The 15605-nt window shown below is 65.2% G+C and carries 17 protein-coding genes and 1 riboswitch; of the genes, 4 read left to right on the plus strand and 13 right to left on the minus strand.

The window, feature by feature from the left end; all coding sequences use genetic code 11:
- Positions 1-5 precede the first annotated feature (5 nt).
- The 12 genes from F757_RS0119980 to F757_RS0120035 all read right to left on the minus strand — a co-directional run bounded on the left by F757_RS0119980 (position 6) and on the right by F757_RS0120035 (position 10022).
- The gene (locus F757_RS0119980) at positions 6-770 is read right to left on the minus strand and encodes an ABC transporter permease (protein ID WP_013340681.1); all 765 of its coding nucleotides are present in this window, start codon (positions 768-770) and stop codon (positions 6-8) included.
- A complete protein-coding gene (locus F757_RS0119985; protein WP_027212942.1) occupies positions 767-1699 on the minus strand; it encodes an ABC transporter ATP-binding protein in 933 nt (310 codons plus the stop codon). The genes F757_RS0119980 and F757_RS0119985 overlap by 4 nt, the downstream gene beginning before the upstream one ends.
- A 297-nt stretch (positions 1700-1996) precedes the next feature.
- Complete coding sequence (locus tag F757_RS0119990) at positions 1997-2308, minus strand: STAS domain-containing protein (RefSeq protein WP_027212943.1); 312 nt, start codon at positions 2306-2308, stop codon at positions 1997-1999.
- Positions 2305-2937 carry an MlaC/ttg2D family ABC transporter substrate-binding protein gene (locus F757_RS0119995; RefSeq protein WP_013340684.1) on the minus strand — a complete coding sequence of 211 codons (633 nt, stop codon included), beginning with the start codon at positions 2935-2937 and terminating at the stop codon, positions 2305-2307. Before F757_RS0119995 ends, F757_RS0119990 begins: the two co-directional genes overlap by 4 nt.
- Before the next feature lie 120 nt (positions 2938-3057).
- Positions 3058-4173 (minus strand): MlaA family lipoprotein, encoded by a 1116-nt coding sequence (locus F757_RS0120000; protein ID WP_027212944.1) that lies wholly within the window; start codon positions 4171-4173, stop codon positions 3058-3060.
- An 11-nt stretch (positions 4174-4184) separates the two neighbouring features.
- On the minus strand, positions 4185-4739 hold the full coding sequence (gene mlaD, locus F757_RS0120005; protein WP_027212945.1) for an outer membrane lipid asymmetry maintenance protein MlaD: 555 nt from the start codon (positions 4737-4739) through the stop codon (positions 4185-4187).
- 94 nt (positions 4740-4833) lie between these two features.
- Positions 4834-5601, minus strand: coding sequence for a lipid asymmetry maintenance ABC transporter permease subunit MlaE (gene mlaE, locus F757_RS0120010; protein ID WP_027212946.1), 768 nt, complete (start codon positions 5599-5601; stop codon positions 4834-4836).
- Positions 5602-5609: 8 nt separating this feature from the next.
- A complete protein-coding gene (locus F757_RS0120015) occupies positions 5610-6431 on the minus strand; it encodes an ABC transporter ATP-binding protein (protein ID WP_027212947.1) in 822 nt (273 codons plus the stop codon).
- A 92-nt stretch (positions 6432-6523) separates the two neighbouring features.
- Positions 6524-7636: a thiamine phosphate synthase gene (gene thiE, locus F757_RS35320; protein ID WP_084530976.1), complete on the minus strand. Its 1113-nt coding sequence runs from the start codon at positions 7634-7636 to the stop codon at positions 6524-6526.
- A complete protein-coding gene (locus tag F757_RS0120025) occupies positions 7633-8448 on the minus strand; it encodes a thiazole synthase (protein ID WP_027212949.1) in 816 nt (271 codons plus the stop codon). The genes thiE and F757_RS0120025 overlap by 4 nt, the downstream gene beginning before the upstream one ends.
- Before the next feature lie 174 nt (positions 8449-8622).
- The gene (gene thiS, locus F757_RS0120030; protein WP_006052269.1) at positions 8623-8820 is read right to left on the minus strand and encodes a sulfur carrier protein ThiS; all 198 of its coding nucleotides are present in this window, start codon (positions 8818-8820) and stop codon (positions 8623-8625) included.
- A 68-nt stretch (positions 8821-8888) separates the two neighbouring features.
- Positions 8889-10022 carry an FAD-dependent oxidoreductase gene (locus F757_RS0120035; protein WP_027212950.1) on the minus strand — a complete coding sequence of 378 codons (1134 nt, stop codon included), beginning with the start codon at positions 10020-10022 and terminating at the stop codon, positions 8889-8891.
- 219 nt (positions 10023-10241) lie between these two features.
- Positions 10242-10365, minus strand: a riboswitch (TPP riboswitch).
- 386 nt (positions 10366-10751) lie between these two features.
- Here F757_RS0120035 and F757_RS0120040 point away from each other — a divergent pair.
- From F757_RS0120040 to F757_RS0120060, 4 genes are all read left to right on the plus strand, one after another.
- Positions 10752-12503 (plus strand): ABC transporter ATP-binding protein/permease, encoded by a 1752-nt coding sequence (locus tag F757_RS0120040; protein WP_027212951.1) that lies wholly within the window; start codon positions 10752-10754, stop codon positions 12501-12503.
- A gap of 295 nt (positions 12504-12798) precedes the next feature.
- A complete protein-coding gene (locus tag F757_RS0120050) occupies positions 12799-13260 on the plus strand; it encodes a hypothetical protein (protein WP_027212952.1) in 462 nt (153 codons plus the stop codon).
- Between the two features lie 164 nt (positions 13261-13424).
- On the plus strand, positions 13425-13994 hold the full coding sequence (locus F757_RS0120055; protein WP_232221432.1) for a hypothetical protein: 570 nt from the start codon (positions 13425-13427) through the stop codon (positions 13992-13994).
- A gap of 89 nt (positions 13995-14083) precedes the next feature.
- A complete protein-coding gene (locus F757_RS0120060) occupies positions 14084-14827 on the plus strand; it encodes a response regulator (RefSeq protein WP_027212954.1) in 744 nt (247 codons plus the stop codon).
- A gap of 54 nt (positions 14828-14881) precedes the next feature.
- Here F757_RS0120060 and F757_RS0120065 read toward each other — a convergent pair whose 3' ends face one another.
- Positions 14882-15550 carry a flagellar basal body L-ring protein FlgH gene (locus F757_RS0120065; RefSeq protein WP_027212955.1) on the minus strand — a complete coding sequence of 223 codons (669 nt, stop codon included), beginning with the start codon at positions 15548-15550 and terminating at the stop codon, positions 14882-14884.
- Positions 15551-15605 lie beyond the last annotated feature (55 nt).

The following is a 15605-nucleotide window of genomic DNA, read 5'->3' on the forward strand; positions in this document are numbered from 1 at the left end:
CCTCGTCAGTGGCGCAGCTTGTAGCCGGACGCGAGCATGCGCATCGCCACCACGGCCAGCACCACGAAGAAACCGGCGACAATCGCAAGGCTCTCGAGCGGATTGATATCCGACATCCCGAAGAAACCGTAGCGAAAGCCGTCGATCATGTAGAAAAAGGGATTGAGCCGCGACACCTCGCGCCACACTGGCGGCAGTGTATGCGTCGAGTAGAACACGCCCGAGAGAAACGTGAGCGGCATGATCAGGAAATTCTGGAACGCGGCGAGCTGATCGAACTTTTCGGCCCAGATGCCCGCGATCAGGCCGAGCGTGCCGAGAATCGCCGCGCCGCAAATCGCAAACAGAATGATGTAGAGCGGCGCCGTGAAGCTGACCGGCACGAACCAGATCGTCACGATGAACACCCCGAAGCCGACCGCGAGACCACGCGCGACCGCCGCCAGCACGTAGGCAGCGAACATCTCGTAGTGCGACAGCGGCGGCAGCAGCACGAACACCAGATTTCCGGTGATTTTCGACTGGATCAGCGACGACGAACTGTTCGCAAACGCATTCTGCAACACGCTCATCATCACGAGGCCCGGCACGAGAAAGCTTGTGTATTCGACGCCCGGATAAACCTGCACGTGATTGCGCAGCGCGTGGCCGAAAATGGTGAGATACAGCAGCGCCGTGATGATGGGCGCAAGCACCGTCTGAAACGACACCTTCCAGAAGCGCAGTATTTCCTTGTAGAACAGCGTGCCGAAACCGCTATAGCCGCTCATGCGAGCCCCTCGATCACTTCCGGACCGTTCATGATCTGAACGAATACGTCTTCGAGGTCCGCCTTGCGGACCTCGATTTCCTCGAACGTGCAGCCTGCCGCACGGCATTGCGCGAGAATTTTCTCGACGTCGTCATAGCTCGCGAGGCGCAGCAGATGCTGGCGGCCATTGCCGTTGCCTGCGCCGCCTTCCGCTTCCAGCGGCCGCAACTCGGCGGGCAAGACGCCCTGCGCGAAGCGCACGAATAGCTGCATGCCGGCAAAGCGTTGCAGCAGCGTGCTCGTGCGATCGAGCGCCACAACCTCGCCGCGGCGCAGCATCGCGATGCGGTCGCACAGCGATTCCGCCTCTTCCAGATAGTGCGTGGTCAGCACGATCGTATGCCCTTCGCGATTCAGACGCGAAATGAACTTCCACAGCGTCTGGCGCAGCTCGACGTCCACGCCGGCGGTCGGCTCGTCCAGTACGATGACGGGCGGCCGGTGCACCAGCGCCTGCGCGACCAGCACGCGGCGCTTCATGCCACCCGACAGCGCGCGCATGTTGGCGTCGGCTTTGTCCGTGAGATCGAGGTTGGCCATGATCTCGTCGATCCACGCGTCGTTGTTGCGCAGCCCGTAGTAGCCCGACTGGATGCGCAAGGTTTCGCGCACGGTGAAGAACGGATCGAACACGAGTTCCTGCGGCACCACGCCCAACGCGCGACGGGCCAAGCGAAAGTCGTCCACCACGTCGTGGCCGCGCACGGCGATGCTGCCTTCGTCCGCGCGCGCGAGGCCCGCAAGAATGCTGATGAGCGTTGTCTTGCCCGCGCCGTTCGGACCGAGCAGCCCGAAGAACTCGCCTTCTTCTACCGTGAGGCTGACGCCCTTGAGCGCCTGCAAGTCCTTGTAGCGCTTCTTGACGTTACGAATTTCGATGGCTGACATGACAGTGCGCCACGTGCGTCGCGGCGCTTAAAAGAGCCCTGGGCGGGCGCAAAAATGCTGGAAAGAACGGAGTTGAGGCGGGTTCGGTGGCCCGAAGCATGCCCCAAAAAACGGTTGATTATAGGGCAAAACCTGACGGCCCTATCTCAGTTGGGGGGATTGGAGGTCGCGCAATCAGCGCGCCGGGCGGTGCGAACACGGTGCCGGCGGCAACCCGGCGACACCGTGTTTGGTAAAGCTGATAGCACCTGACAGCAACGGAAGTGCAAAGAGAAACGCCGGTAGGCGCAAGACCGCTCAGTCCGGGCTCACGCCTTGGCCGGCGCCGGCGATCAGCGTGTCCACGCCGTAGGCTTGCGCGAGGCTCGCCAAGCCAGCCGGCAGATTGTGCACTTCGAACGCACCGCCGCGCGCCTCGCCGGCCCGCCGCCACGCGAGAAGCACAGCGAGCGCCGACGAATCGAACTGCGTGAGCGGCGCGCAGTCGACACCGCGCGCGCCTGCGGCGATCCGCTCGAGGCCCGCCGCGAGCGCGGCGCTCGCGCTCGCGTGGGTCAGCGTCGTGCCGCTCGCGAAGCGATTGGCGACCGGGCTCAGCACTTCGCTCACGACTGCTTGCCCGCGGCGAGTTGCTGGTTGCGCTGCGTGAGGAACTGGATCAGTCCGTCGACGCCCTTCTGCTGGATCTGCTCGTTGAACTGCTGCTGATAAGCCTGAATGAGCCACGCGCCGAGCACATTGATGTCATACACGCGCCAGCCTTGCGGCGTCTTGTAGAGACGATAGTCGAGCTCGATCGGCGAACCGTTGTTCATGACCACCGAGCGCACCACCGTGTCGGTGTCGTCCGGGTTCATGCGGAACGGCTTGTACTGGATCTGCTGGTCGCGCACCTGCGCGAGTGCGCCCGAATACGTGCGGATCAGCAGCATCTTGAACTGCTCGACCACCTGAGATTGCTGCTCAGGCGTCGCGCTGCGCCAGTTGCGGCCCATCGCCAGTTGCGTGGTGCGGCGGAAGTCCGTGTACGGCAGGATCTTTTCGTTGACGAGACGCGTGATATGCGAAATGTCGCCCTGCTGGATCGACTTGTCGGCGCGCACTGCGTCGATCACCTGCGCGGTGACCGTCTTGACGAGCACGTCCGGCGCGCTGCTGTCCACAGCTTGTGCCGACGCCGCGGCACTCATGAACGAGAACAGCGCGGCAAACAACGGAAAGAGGAAGAATTTTTTCATATCGAGCCTTGCAAAAAAAATAGTGCAACCGTTTGAGCGGACATTAACACGCGAGTTCAGCGGCAATCCATGCGCAAACTGCGAGAGTCGTATCGATCTGTTACGGCCGCACCGCCCGCGTCAACGCAGCTTGAACGACGGGAAGTTAAAGCGCGTGGGCGGCACCAGTTGCCCCGCGGGGATCTGCGTGGTTTCCGGACCGCCGTTGATGTCGAGCGGGGGCGTCTCCGCGCTACCCGAAGCAGTTTGCGGCGCAGCTGCGCTGTTGGCACCGCCATTGGTCGCGCTGTTGGTCGCACTGTTGGTCGCGCCGTTAGCCGCATTCTCCGCCCCCGCGGCGCCCGAAGCCGCCTGCGGCGCCGTGGCGGCGCTCGCGCCGGAAGCGGCCGGCGCCTTAGCGCCAGCACTGCCCGTTCCCGCCGCTCCCGCGGTTCCCGTCACTGCGCCGGCCGGCGCGCCGGCAGCCGTGCCGTCGACGTCGTCGTACTTGGGCAGCGGCGCTTCATCGCCGTAATTCGGCAGCGCCTGCGACTGCTTGCCGTCCGACAGCAGATACTGGCGGCGCTGCAGATACGCACTACGCACGAACGAATACTTATCGAGCGCGGCGCCTTCCAGCACGTCGCTCGCGTTCAGCAGATTCGCGCGCGTGTTGACGATGTTCAGGCCGTACAGCGCCCAGCTCAAGCCTGCAGGATCGACATAGCTGAGCGGGTTGACATAGTAATTGCCGATCGAGCCGACCGCGTCGCGCACGGTGCTCGGGCCAAACAGCGGCAGGACCAGATACGGGCCCGCCGGCACGCCGTAGTGGCCGAGCGTCAGCCCGAGGTCGTTGTCGTGCTTGGGCAGCTTCGCGAGCGTCGCCACGTCGAACAGGCCGCCGACCCCGAAGACCGTGTTGATCACGATCCGCATGATGTCCTGAACACCGTCGGTGATCTTCAATTGCAGCAGGTTGTTCGCCGCAATATAGACGTCGCCGATATTCGAGAAGAAGTTCGTCACGCTGTCGCGCACCGGCTGCGGCGTGATGAACACATAGCCCTTGGCGACCGGCTTCAGCGCGTACTGATCGAGTTTGTCGTTGACGGTGAAGATGGTGCGGTTGAGCCCCTCGAGCGGATCGCCCTTGGTGGGCGTCTGCACCGTGGTACAACCCGCGAGCGCCGCGGCCGCGACGGCCAGTCTGGCCACCCGGAAGACGCGCGCGCCTCCGGCCTGTGAGGTCTGCATTGTTGTTCTCCTTATTGACCGGCCGAGCCGGAAGCGGGCACAGCCGCCGTGGGCGCCGCCGCGGGTGCTGCCGCCGGTGCCGCAGGCGCCGCGCCCGGCCTGGATGCGCCCGAATCGGCCGCTTTGCTGTAGAGGAACTGTCCGATCAGGTTTTCCAGCACGATTGCCGATTGAGTCATGGAAATCGTGTCGCCGGCTTTGAGCATTTCGGAATCGCCGCCCGGCTCGAGCCCGATGTATTGCTCGCCGAGCAGCCCCGAAGTCAGAATCTTCGCCGACGTATCTTTCGGAAACTGGTATTGCCTGTCGATGTCGATGGTGACGAGCGCCTGATAGGCATTGCTGTCGAAACCGATCGAGGCGACCCGCCCGACCGTCACGCCCGCGCTCTTCACAGGCGCGCGTGCCTTCAAGCCGCCGATATTGTCGAACTTCAGCTTGACCGGATAGGTCGCCTGGAACGACAGCGAACTCATGTTGCCGGCCTTCAGCGCGAGAAACAGCAACGCCACGAAACCCAACACCACGAACAGGCCGACCCAGAAGTCGAGAGCAGTCTTTTTCATTGTCATCCCAAAGTGAATCCGCCGCGCCGTCGTCGCCTCGCCGTGGTTACGCCGCGCGCGCCCAGCGCCGCAGCGTCCGGCAGGCAACACAGCCTTAGCTGAACATCAGCGCGGTCAGCAGAAAATCGAGGCCGAGCACCGCGAGCGACGCGTACACGACCGTTTTGGTCGTGGCGCGCGACACGCCTTCCGGCGTGGGCCGCGCTTCATAGCCCTGGAAGAGCGCCACGAACGTCACGGCAAGGCCGAACACCACGCTTTTGACGACGCCCGCGCCCACGTCGCGCCAGACGTCCACGCCGCCTTGCATCTGCGACCAGAACGCGCCGGCGTCCACGCCGATCAGCAACACGCCGACCACATAGCCGCCCAGCACGCCGACGGCGCTGAAGATCGCGGCGAGGATCGGCATGGAAATGATCCCGGCCCACAGACGCGGCGCCACCACGACCTTGACCGGGTCGACCGCCATCATTTCCATTGCGGTCAATTGCTCGCCGGCCTTCATCAGGCCGATTTCGGCGGTCAGCGAGGTGCCGGCGCGCCCGGCGAACAGCAGCGCCGTGACCACCGGCCCGAGTTCGCGCACGAGCGACAGGGCGACCAGCAGCCCGAGCGCCTGTTCCGAACCGTAGCGGTTCAACGTGTAATAGCCTTGCAAACCGAGTACGAAGCCGACGAACAGCCCCGACACCGCAATGATCACGAGCGAATAATTACCCACGAAGTGGATCTGCTTCGTGACAAGGCGCGGACGGCGCAGCAGCGGGAAGAATTCGAACAACAACCGGAAGAAGAAGCGCGTGGCGTAGCCGGCCGTGCCGAGGCCGTCGAGCACCGAACGGCCGACTGTGCTGATCAACGAGCCGATCATGCCCGACCTCCGCCCACGCCGAAGTCGGCCGCGAGCGGCGTCTTCGTCGGATAGTGAAATTTGAACGGGCCGTCGGGCGCGCCGTCGATGAACTGCCGCACGGTCGGATCGGTCGACTCGCGCAATTGCGCGGGCGTGCCCTCGGCATGCACGCCGCCGTTAGCGAGGAAGTAGACGTAGTCGGCAATGGCGAACGATTCCGGCACGTCGTGCGTAACCAGAATGGACGTCGCGCCGAGCGCCTGATTGAGCGCGCGGATCAGGTTCGCGGTGATGCCGAGCGAGATCGGGTCGAGGCCGGCGAACGGCTCGTCGTACATCATCAGTTCGGGATCGAGGGCGATGGCGCGCGCGAGCGCCACGCGCCGCGCCATACCGCCGGAAATTTCCGAAGGCAGCAGGTCGCGCGCGCCGCGCAGGCCGACAGCGTTGAGCTTCATCAGCACCAGGTCGCGGATCAGTTCCTCGGGAAGATCGGTGTGCTCGCGCAGCGCAAACGCCACGTTCTCGAATACCGACATGTCCGTGAACAGCGCGCCGAACTGGAACAGCATGCCCATTTTGCGGCGCAGCGCGTACAGGCCCCCGCGGGTCTGCGCGCCGACGTTCTGGCCGTGAAAAAGGATCTCGCCGCGCTGCGCGCGCACCAGACCGCCGATCAACCGCAGCACGGTGGTCTTGCCGCAGCCCGAGCCGCCCATGACCGCGACCACCTGCCCGCGCTGAAAGCGCAGATTCAGGTTCGACAGTACGAGCCGGTCGCCGTAACCGAAGTCGACGTCGCGCAGTTCGAGAAGGGTCTCGGAAGAGGAAAACACTGACTGACAGTCCTTTTACAGGGAAGGCCGAATTATAGGGCCATCATGCAAAAGTTGCCGTGAGGTGCCCTCTCCTTAACGAAACGTAACGATTATTGCGTAAACGCTTGTTGCAGCGCGGCAACGGCGGCTGCGGGATCGGCCGCTTCTGTCACCGCGCGCACCACGGCCGCGCAACCGACGCCGGTTTCCAGCACCGCAGGCAGCACCTGCAGGTCGATTCCGCCGATCGCCACGAGCGGCACCACACCCTCGAGCAGGCGGACGTAGCGAGCAAGGCGCTTGAGCCCTTGCGGCGCGGTCGGCATGACTTTCGTGGTGGTCGGGAACACGGCGCCGAGCGCAATATAGCTGGGGCGGAAATGCAGCGCCTTCAGAATTTCGTAAAAGCCGTGCGTCGACAAGCCGAGACGGATGCCCGCCGTCGCCAGCGCGGCGAGGTCCGCCGTGTGCACGTCCTCCTGGCCGAGGTGTACGCCGTAGGCGCCCGCCTCGAGCGCAGCCTGCCAGTGATCGTTGATGAAAACCTGCGCGTCGTGGCGCCGGCCAGCCGCCACGCAGCGGGCTATTTCGCGCTCGAGTTCGTCGGCGGGATGGGCCGACTTGCGGCGCAGTTGGACCGTCTTCACGCCAAAGCCAAGCACTCGCTCGACCCACTCCGCGCTCGGCAGGACCGGATACAGCCCGAGCCGTTCGGGGCAGCGCGCGAATGCCTCGGCCGGCGCCTGCGGCAGACCGGCGACGCGCGGAAACGTCGCGAGATCGCAAGGGAACGAGTCACCGCAGGCATGGGTGCGGGTTTCGTCGCCGTCGCGCCAGGCCAGCGCCAGCACGAGCGCGTCGTGGGGATCGAAACCGCAATCCAGAAACGCGGCGAGCGCGGCAATCCAGTCTTCCGCCAGATGCCCTTCCAGCCGGTACTTTTCGCCGCCCAGGTGCAGCGTCGCCTTGTGCTCGGCGGCTTCGACCACGGCCGCGCCCTGCACGAGCCAGCGCGCCATCTGCTCGCCATGCCGGGCGGCGTCGGCGACGACGATCAGATCGCCGCCGTTCGGCTCGTCCGGGGCAGTCAGGCAGATGCGCCACGGCGCGTGCGTGGGCGGCCAGTCGCCGAGCCGGGCGCGGATGCGCTCGGTGGCTTCGGTGAGTTCGTCGGCGGGCGGCCAGAACAGGTCGCGGTCTTTCAAAGCCAATGTCTGCGTCATGCGGCGCTCCCATCCTGATGCCAGAACGGCATGCCGACCACCGGCGTGCTCGCGTGCGCGCTTTCGCGCTCGGCCATGGGCCCGGCGAGGAACGCTTCGCGACCCGCTTCGACGCCCAGCGCAAACGCGCGCGCCATGGCCTCGGGATGGGTGGCCTGCGACACCGCCGTGTTGAGCAGGACGCCGTCGAAGCCCCATTCCATCACCTGCGCCGCATGCGACGGCACGCCAAGCCCCGCGTCGACGATCAGCGGTACGTCGGGCAGCCGTTCGCGCAACACCCGCAAGCCATACGGATTGATCACGCCCTTGCCGGTGCCGATAGGCGCGCCCCACGGCATGAGCGCCTCGCAGCCCGCGTCGAGCAGACGGCGGCCTATCACCAGATCTTCGGTGCAATACGGCAGCACCTTGAAGCCGTCCTTGACGAGCTTCGCGGCCGCCTCGATCAGGCCGACCGGATCGGGCTGCAGCGTGTAGTCGTCGCCGATCAGTTCCAGCTTGATCCACTCGGTTTCGAAAATTTCCCGGGCCATGTGCGCGGTGGTCACCGCCTCGCCGACGGTCAGGCAGCCGGCCGTGTTAGGCAGCAGCGGCACGCCGTGGCGTTTGAGCAGATCGAAGAAGCCGGCTTCGGCGCCGCCTTCGTTCATCTGCCGACGCAGCGCGACAGTCACCATGCCGGGTCGCGCGGCGTCGATCGAATCGGACAGCGCCTGCAGCGACGGATAGCGCGACGTGCCGAGCAGCACGCGACTTGCGAAGGTCTGGCCGTACAGCGTGAGGGTGTCGGCGGTTTGGGGGGAAGTCATTTGCATCATCTGGTCTCCGGCAATGCAGGGCGGCGATTGCGTGGATTAGCGTGGGCGGTTTGGTTCGTAGTCGGTGCGTGGTCGGTGCGTCGGTGCGTGATCGGTGCGAGGGCGTCGCCTGGGTCTTGCGCGGCGCCTGCCTCACGTTCATCACACCTGGCGCGCCAACCGTGCTCAACCGCCGGCCACCGGCTGCACCACATCGAGCTTGTCGCCCGGCTGCAACGCACGCGCAGCATGCTGCGTACGCGCGACAAAATCGCCGTTCAGCGCAACGGCAAACGGCGGCCGCGCACCGTACGCGGCGAGCGCATCCGCGACAGTCGCGCCTTCGGGCAGCGACAACGGCTTCTGATTGATATGAATGTCCATGGCGTTCAATTACGTTCAGTCGATGGCCAATGCGCGAGCGCCCGCAGCGCCGCACCGCGAGCCGGCGCTCATGCCGGCTCCCGCGCGCGGTCCTGCTGGAACAGCTCGCTCCAGCGCGCGCCGCGCTGCCAGTCCGCGAACGCGTCGGCGTCGCCGATGCGTCCGTCCAGCAGCGCCGCCGCAAAGCGCGCGGCTTCGTCGGCGACTTCGGGCACGATCATGTAGCCGTGCCGGTACAGCCCGTTCACACGCAGCGTCTGGCTGCCGTCCCACAGCAAGGCCGGCCGATGGTCCGGCAAGGTCGGACGGCACTGCGAATTCAGCTCGAGAATGCGCGCCTCGCCAAAGCCCGGATGCACCGAAAACGCCGCACTCAGCAGTTCCAGCGCGGAACGCACGCTGACAGGCGACATGTCCTCGCCTTCCACTTCTGTCGCGCCGATCACGTAAAGGTCGTCCTGCTTCGGCGCGATATAGAGCGGATAGCGCGGATGCAGCAGCCGCACCGGCCGGGTCAGCCGGATGCCAGGCGCATGCACGCGCGCCACTTCGCCGCGTATGCCGCGCAGCGTCGGCAGCACGGATTTGGCGCCGAGACCGCGGCAGTCGATCGTCACGCGCGCCGGCGGCAGCGCGTCGTCGCGCACCGGCGAATTCCAATGGGTTCGCACGCCGCGCTGCGCGAGCCCCGCCGCAAGAGCGCGCAGCACCTGGCGGTTGTCCAGTTGTCCCTCACGCGGCAACAGCCAGCCCTGGTTGAAGCGCCCTGCGAGCGCGGGCTCGGCCGCGCCGAGTTGCGCGCCGGCGAGCGTGACAAAGCCGCCGTCGAGCAATTCGGCCGGGGCGTTCGAGCGCACGCGTCTTTCGAACAACGGCGCCTCGGTTCGATCCGCGTGATGCCAGACCACGAGCGTGCCATTGCGCTGGAAGAACACCGGCTCCGGCAGTTCGGCCAGCACTTGCGGCCAGGTGTCGAGCGATGCCGCGCCCAGACGCGTGATCAGCAATTCGGCGCTGGCGGCTTCGGCGAGCGGCGCCAGCATGGCCGCGGCGACCCACGCGGCGGCCTGCGAACCGGCGGCGTCGCCGCGTTCATAGAGCGCCACGCGATGGCCCTCGCCGGCAAGCCGCCACGCGACGAGGCGCCCGCACAGGCCGCCACCGAGCACGGCGAAATCGGAATGTTGCGCGGCGCGGCTCATCGGGCAAGCTCCGATTCAATGCGCTGCGCAAAAGCGATGCAGCGCGCGTCATTGGCGACGCGACAAGGAGCAAAACACATAACTGAACAATAGGCGGTCATCGAGTCCTTTCCGTACGGCCAACAAGAAGCGCGTACCCAGGACGAAACCGGCGGGCAAGGCCGGCCGGGCAACAGGCGTGCTCTTCTCAAGTACGCCGCCCGGCGGGGAATGGAAGACTGGCTGCTTCCGGAAACTTCCCGCGCCGGTATTACCCGGATCGGGTGCAAAGGGTCTCTCTCAGCCTCGCTGCCGCAGCGTGAAGACCACGCCGCTCAAGTGCGAAGCACCCCTGTTTCGTCAAAGGTCATTAGACCATAAAAGGCGCGGCGCTCGCAAACGAGCGGCGCATCGCCGCGCACACGGCTTGATCCGGCACTATGTTTTTGCGTCGTTCATCTTCTGCGACAGGCGACCGGGCGGTATCTCGGGTAAGCGCCCGGCGCTCTGGCACAATGCAGCAGATGGCCCGGCGTATGCGGCATTGGCGCGAGGCGCGCAGTGAGGCGTAGCGCCGCCGGCTTGCGGCCAGCGCCGCGCCGACACTTAATCTTCGCTTAAGCGCGGCGCGCCAGAATTGGCGTCGCCGCGGCGGGTGGTCGTCAGACGCGGCGCCCGGACGATCCCAGCACTCGTGACTGGCTGGTCGGCCACGTTGGTCCGAATAAAACAGCACTCCTCAGGACGCACATGAGAACAGATATTTCTGCCAGCCCTGCTCTGCCGCCCGACGACAAGGTCTCCGCATGGAGCCTGATCAAGCCCTACTGGGTGTCGGAAGAGAAAAAGACGGCGTGGGCGCTCCTTCTCGCCATCATCGCGATGAACCTGATGGTCGTGTGGATCAACGTCCGCCTGAACCGCTGGAGCGCGGACTTCTACAACGCGCTGCAAACCAAGAACGTGCGCGACTTCCCGCATCTCCTGATGATCTTTTCGGGGCTTGCGTTCGGCTACATCATTCTCGCCGTGTACGGGCGCTATTTGCGGCAGATGCTCGGCTTTCGCTGGCGCCAGTGGCTAACCAGGCGCTATCTGAACGAATGGCTGCACGACAGCGCGTTCTACCGGATCGAGCGCGACCGTCTCGCCGACAACCCCGACCAGCGTATCAGCGACGACCTCCAGTCGTTCGCCACCACGACGCTTTCGCTTACGCTCGACCTGCTGTCCACCGTCGTCACCCTGGTATCGTTCATGACGATCCTGTGGACGCTTGCCGGCGCGCTGACCATCACGCTCGGCGGCGTGCCGCTGCATATTCCGGGCTACATGGTGTGGGCGGCCGCGCTTTACGCGGTAGTCGGATCGCTCGTTATCCAGAAGGTCGGCCACCCGCTCGTGCCGATCAACTATCAGGCGCAGAAAGTCGAGGCGGATTTCCGTTTCGGCCTGATCCGCCTGCGCGAAAACGCTGAGCAGATTGCCTTCTACAACGGCATGGACACGGAGAGGAACAACGCGTATTCGCTGTTCGGCCGCATCCGCGACAACTGGTGGCAGGTCATGAAGTACACGAAGCGACTCACCTTCGTGCTGAGCTTCTACGGCCAGATCGCGATCATCTTTCCGCTGGTCGTCGCCGCACCGCGCTACTTCGCAGGCGCCTTCACGTTCGGCGTGCTGATGCAGATTTCCAGCGCGTTCGGCACCGTCAGCGATTCGTTTTCGTGGTTCATCAACAGTTACTCCACGCTCGTCGAGTGGCGCGCCACGGTCAACCGTCTGCGCGAATTCAAGCGCGTCGTGCACGCGCCGCGTCTGAAGGAGTCCGTCTCGCCGGCCACCGCGCATGGCGGCATCAACCTGCATTTCGTGGACGCCGACAAGCTCGCCACCGACGGACTCAAGCTCGCACTGCCGAACGGCAACCCGCTCTCGCGCATCCGCGACATCGTGATTCGCCCGGGCTCGCGCTGGCTCGTGCGCGGCCCGTCCGGCTCGGGCAAGAGCACGCTGATGCGCGCGCTCGCCGGACTGTGGCCGTTCGGCGACGGCGCGATCGACGCGCCCGTCAACGCGCGCATGATGTTCGTCCCGCAAGTGAGCTACATGCCGATCGGCTCGCTAAAGGCGGCGCTCGCGTACCCGTCGGCGGCAGACACTTTCACCGACGACGAATGCCGCGAGGCGCTCGTCACCTGCCATCTGTCGCAATACGCGGACCGTCTGCAGGAATCCGGCCACTGGACGCGAATTCTCTCGCCCGGCGAGCAACAGCGGCTCGCCGCCGCGCGCGTACTGCTGCACAAGCCGGACTATCTGTTCCTCGACGAAGCGACGAGTGCGCTCGACGCGGACAACGAAGCGCGTCTGTACCGCCTCTTTACCGAGCGGCTGCCGAAGGCGGCGATTGTCAGCGTCGCACATCGCGAGTCGCTGGCGGCGTTCCACAATGAAACGCTCGAGGTCGAACGCGCGGCGGAAGCGGTCGCTGCATGAACATGGAAAGCGAGATCGCCGCCGAAGCCCGCGCGGGTCTGGAGCGCGTCGTACTGCTCACCGGCGCGGGTTCCGCTGCGGGTGCGGCGCGCCTCTGAGCGCAGCGTTCGCGCCCGTGCAAGTCGGCAACACGTCCGATTTGCGGCAAGATCCGGAAACACGCGCGAACAGTTAGAAAGCATTTGCGAAGCAAGCAAGCTTTTCCGCCCTTTGAAACGAGGCCGAAACAGCGACGATAGTCGTGCGCGCCGTCCCCGCGGCCCGCACGCCATCCACTGTTCACGGACTCTCGCTCATGTCACTCGATCGCCCCGCCTGTTCTTCGATTCACCGTCTCGCGCTTGCTTTGGGCGCAGCCTTGCTGATCGCAGGCGCCGCCCAAGCAGCGCAAACCACGCCGCCGAACGAACCCGCCGACGTGTGCCCTGCGCTCAAGCACATCGTCGAAGCATCGGACTTCGCGCAGTTGCGCGCGGCGCAGGCCCCGCAACTGCCGGGCATCCAAAGCACCGAAGACTGCCGCGCCAGCGCGCATACCTATGATTGCCACTGGCGCGCGCACTGGCAGGCCGACGGTTTCGTCAACGATCCGCTCGAGGAGATCGGCGCCGACATCGCCGCCTGCTTCCCGGCTGTCGTGCATGACGTCAATACACCGACGCGCCAGCATTTCATCGTGACCGCTGCCGGGCGCCGCGTGAACGTGACGGCGAGCGTGCAAGGCCAAAACGAATTGCGCCTGCGCGTCGCGCGCTAGATCGTGTCCCGCGCGACGATGGACATGCTGCATCGCCCACTGCGTTTTCGCCTCGCTCAGCGCTTCTCGGTTGTTTATGTTTATCGCACCGGCTTCGCATCATGACCTTCCCGCCTGGCACCCGTGCATACGCTTTCACGCGAGTTCCCTGGGCGGTGCGGGTCATGTTGCGGCGGCCCGGCGCGCGGCTTGCCGCGTGCACGGCGCTGACGCTCGGATTGAACGGCTGCGCGTGGACACTCATCCAGGCTGCCGACGCCACCGGCTCGGTGATTCAGGCAGGCTACGCGATCGCCGCGAACTATTCGTCGCCGACCTTCGTGAGCGGCCGTCCCGCCGACGTGAGCCATGTTTGCATCGAGGTGAATACTGCAGTGTCGGTCGGCGATTTCGTGCCGGCGCTGCAACTCGCGCTCGAGCGCCGCGGCATTCGTTCGGACGTCTACAATCCCGGCACCTCGCCTGCGGGCTGCGAAGCGCGCCTCGTGTACAACGCCGCGATCGACTATGGCCGGCGTTCGTTCAGCGACGACACGATCCAGTATCTGTCGATCATCGACCTGACGCTCGTGCAGAACGGCCGCATTCTCGTCACCGCGCGCTATCAGACAGGCGGCCTGAACACCGACCGCTTTTCCTCCGCGTCCACCAAGCTCAATGGGCTGATCGACAGGATGGTGATCGACCGGACCGATTTCGGCCGGCAGACGCTGCAAACCTCGCAGATCAATTAGACATACGCCGCTTGCTTTCCCTTACGCGAGAAAGGATTGGAAAGCGTTGCCGGCTTTGCCGCGCCCGCGCGGGACACTAAGATGATCTGATGAACCCATCCATTCTGGTCGTCGACGACGACCCCGTTGTCCGCAATCTGGTCAGCCAGTATCTCGAAGGGCGCGGTTTCAAGGTCGCCACGCTGGAACACGGCATGGCGCTGCAAAGCAAGCTGCGCGACGAACGTCCCGCGCTGGTCGTGCTCGACATCATGATGCCGGAGCTCGACGGCATCAGTGCGCTGCGCGCGTTGCGCGTGGCGGGCGACGATATTCCCGTGATTCTGCTTACCGCGCGCGCCGATCCTATCGACCGTGTCATCGGTCTTGAACTCGGTGCCGACGATTATCTTGGCAAGCCGTTCGAGCCGAGCGAACTGGTCGCGCGAATCCGCACGGTGCTGCGGCGGCGCGGCTCGATTGCGCCGAGCGCGCCCGAACAGCGCGCGCCTTACCGGTTCGGCCGCTTCGAAGTGAATTTCCCGGCGCGCGAATTGCGCCGCGACGGCGAGCGCATCGCGCTGCGCTCGAGCGAATTCGCGATGCTGAAAGTGTTCGTCACGCATGCGATGACGGTGCTTACGCGCGCGCAACTGCTGGAAAAACTGCACGGCAACAGCGAGGCGCATCGCAACCGCAGTCTCGATGTGTCGATCTGGCGTTTGCGCCGGCTAATCGAGGTCGATCCTTCCGAGCCGCGCTATGTCCAGACGGTCTGGGGACGCGGCTACGTGTTCGTGCCCGACGGCGAGATAGGCGCTGCCGAGCGCGGACCGGCCCCGCTTGCAGAGTAGGCGCGGCACCGTTGCAGCCCGGAGGGACCGCGCAGCAGCGCGCCACGGTCGGCGCTAGAACGTCAGCACACTCAGGAACATTCTCTGCAGCCAGCCCATGGTCGTCGCGTCTGAGACCATGCCGGTGCCGGCCTGTTCGATGCGCGCATTTGCGACCTTGCTCGAAGCGACGTAGTTACCTGCTTCGATATCCTTAGGATTGACGACACCCGACAGCCGCAGACGGTCGCGGTTACCGCTCATCGAAATCACCTTCTCGCCCGATACCACAAGATTGCCGGTGGGCATGGTGCCGATCACGGTCACGGCGAGCGTGCCGGTCATGCCGCTCACGTCGGTCAGGCTGCCCTGCCCTTTGAAATCCGTGCTTGCGGAACCGATATTGAACAGCCTCGCAAGCCGCGCGGCCGCGCCCGTCGATTTGTCGGCGGCGTCGGCGGTAATGCTGCTCGCGCGGCTCGCGGCCGCGGTCGAACTATTGTTGCCGCTATACGACTCCGAAAGCCGGATCGTCAGCACGTCGCCGATATGCTGCGCGCGCGGCGTCTCGTACAGCACCATCAGCGTGCCGGCCTGATAGATCGCACCCTGCGTGTTGACGTTCAGCGGCGCCGAGACGAGCGGCGGCGCCATCGGCGTTTCGACAATCGATCTCTGTCCGCTTGCGCAAGCGGACAGAACCGCCGCCGCGCACAGCGCGACGGAAACACGTAGCGTAAGCATTGTTTGACTCCTGGCCTCAATGAATGTGACTTCGGCCGACTCTTCAACTGTAGTG

The sequence above is a fragment of the Burkholderia sp. WSM2232 genome (assembly GCF_000472545.1).
In the GTDB taxonomy this organism is placed as follows: Bacteria; Pseudomonadota; Gammaproteobacteria; order Burkholderiales; family Burkholderiaceae; genus Paraburkholderia.

What these genes read in the sequence shown, in the direction of transcription:
- F757_RS0120065 (WP_027212955.1), bottom strand. Translation starts at nt 15,550, where the DNA reads ATGCTTACGCTACGTGTTTCCGTCGCGCTGTGCGCGGCGGCGGTTCTG.
- F757_RS0120040 (WP_027212951.1), top strand. Translation starts at nt 10,752, where the DNA reads ATGAGAACAGATATTTCTGCCAGCCCTGCTCTGCCGCCCGACGACAAG.
- F757_RS0120060 (WP_027212954.1), top strand. Translation starts at nt 14,084, where the DNA reads ATGAACCCATCCATTCTGGTCGTCGACGACGACCCCGTTGTCCGCAAT.
- F757_RS0120000 (WP_027212944.1), bottom strand. Translation starts at nt 4,173, where the DNA reads ATGCAGACCTCACAGGCCGGAGGCGCGCGCGTCTTCCGGGTGGCCAGA.
- F757_RS0119985 (WP_027212942.1), bottom strand. Translation starts at nt 1,699, where the DNA reads ATGTCAGCCATCGAAATTCGTAACGTCAAGAAGCGCTACAAGGACTTG.
- F757_RS0120050 (WP_027212952.1), top strand. Translation starts at nt 12,799, where the DNA reads ATGTCACTCGATCGCCCCGCCTGTTCTTCGATTCACCGTCTCGCGCTT.
- F757_RS0119980 (WP_013340681.1), bottom strand. Translation starts at nt 770, where the DNA reads ATGAGCGGCTATAGCGGTTTCGGCACGCTGTTCTACAAGGAAATACTG.
- F757_RS0120025 (WP_027212949.1), bottom strand. Translation starts at nt 8,448, where the DNA reads ATGACTTCCCCCCAAACCGCCGACACCCTCACGCTGTACGGCCAGACC.
- thiE (WP_084530976.1), bottom strand. Translation starts at nt 7,636, where the DNA reads ATGACGCAGACATTGGCTTTGAAAGACCGCGACCTGTTCTGGCCGCCC.
- F757_RS0120035 (WP_027212950.1), bottom strand. Translation starts at nt 10,022, where the DNA reads ATGAGCCGCGCCGCGCAACATTCCGATTTCGCCGTGCTCGGTGGCGGC.
- F757_RS0120055 (WP_232221432.1), top strand. Translation starts at nt 13,425, where the DNA reads ATGTTGCGGCGGCCCGGCGCGCGGCTTGCCGCGTGCACGGCGCTGACG.
- thiS (WP_006052269.1), bottom strand. Translation starts at nt 8,820, where the DNA reads ATGGACATTCATATCAATCAGAAGCCGTTGTCGCTGCCCGAAGGCGCG.
- F757_RS0119995 (WP_013340684.1), bottom strand. Translation starts at nt 2,937, where the DNA reads ATGAAAAAATTCTTCCTCTTTCCGTTGTTTGCCGCGCTGTTCTCGTTC.
- mlaD (WP_027212945.1), bottom strand. Translation starts at nt 4,739, where the DNA reads ATGAAAAAGACTGCTCTCGACTTCTGGGTCGGCCTGTTCGTGGTGTTG.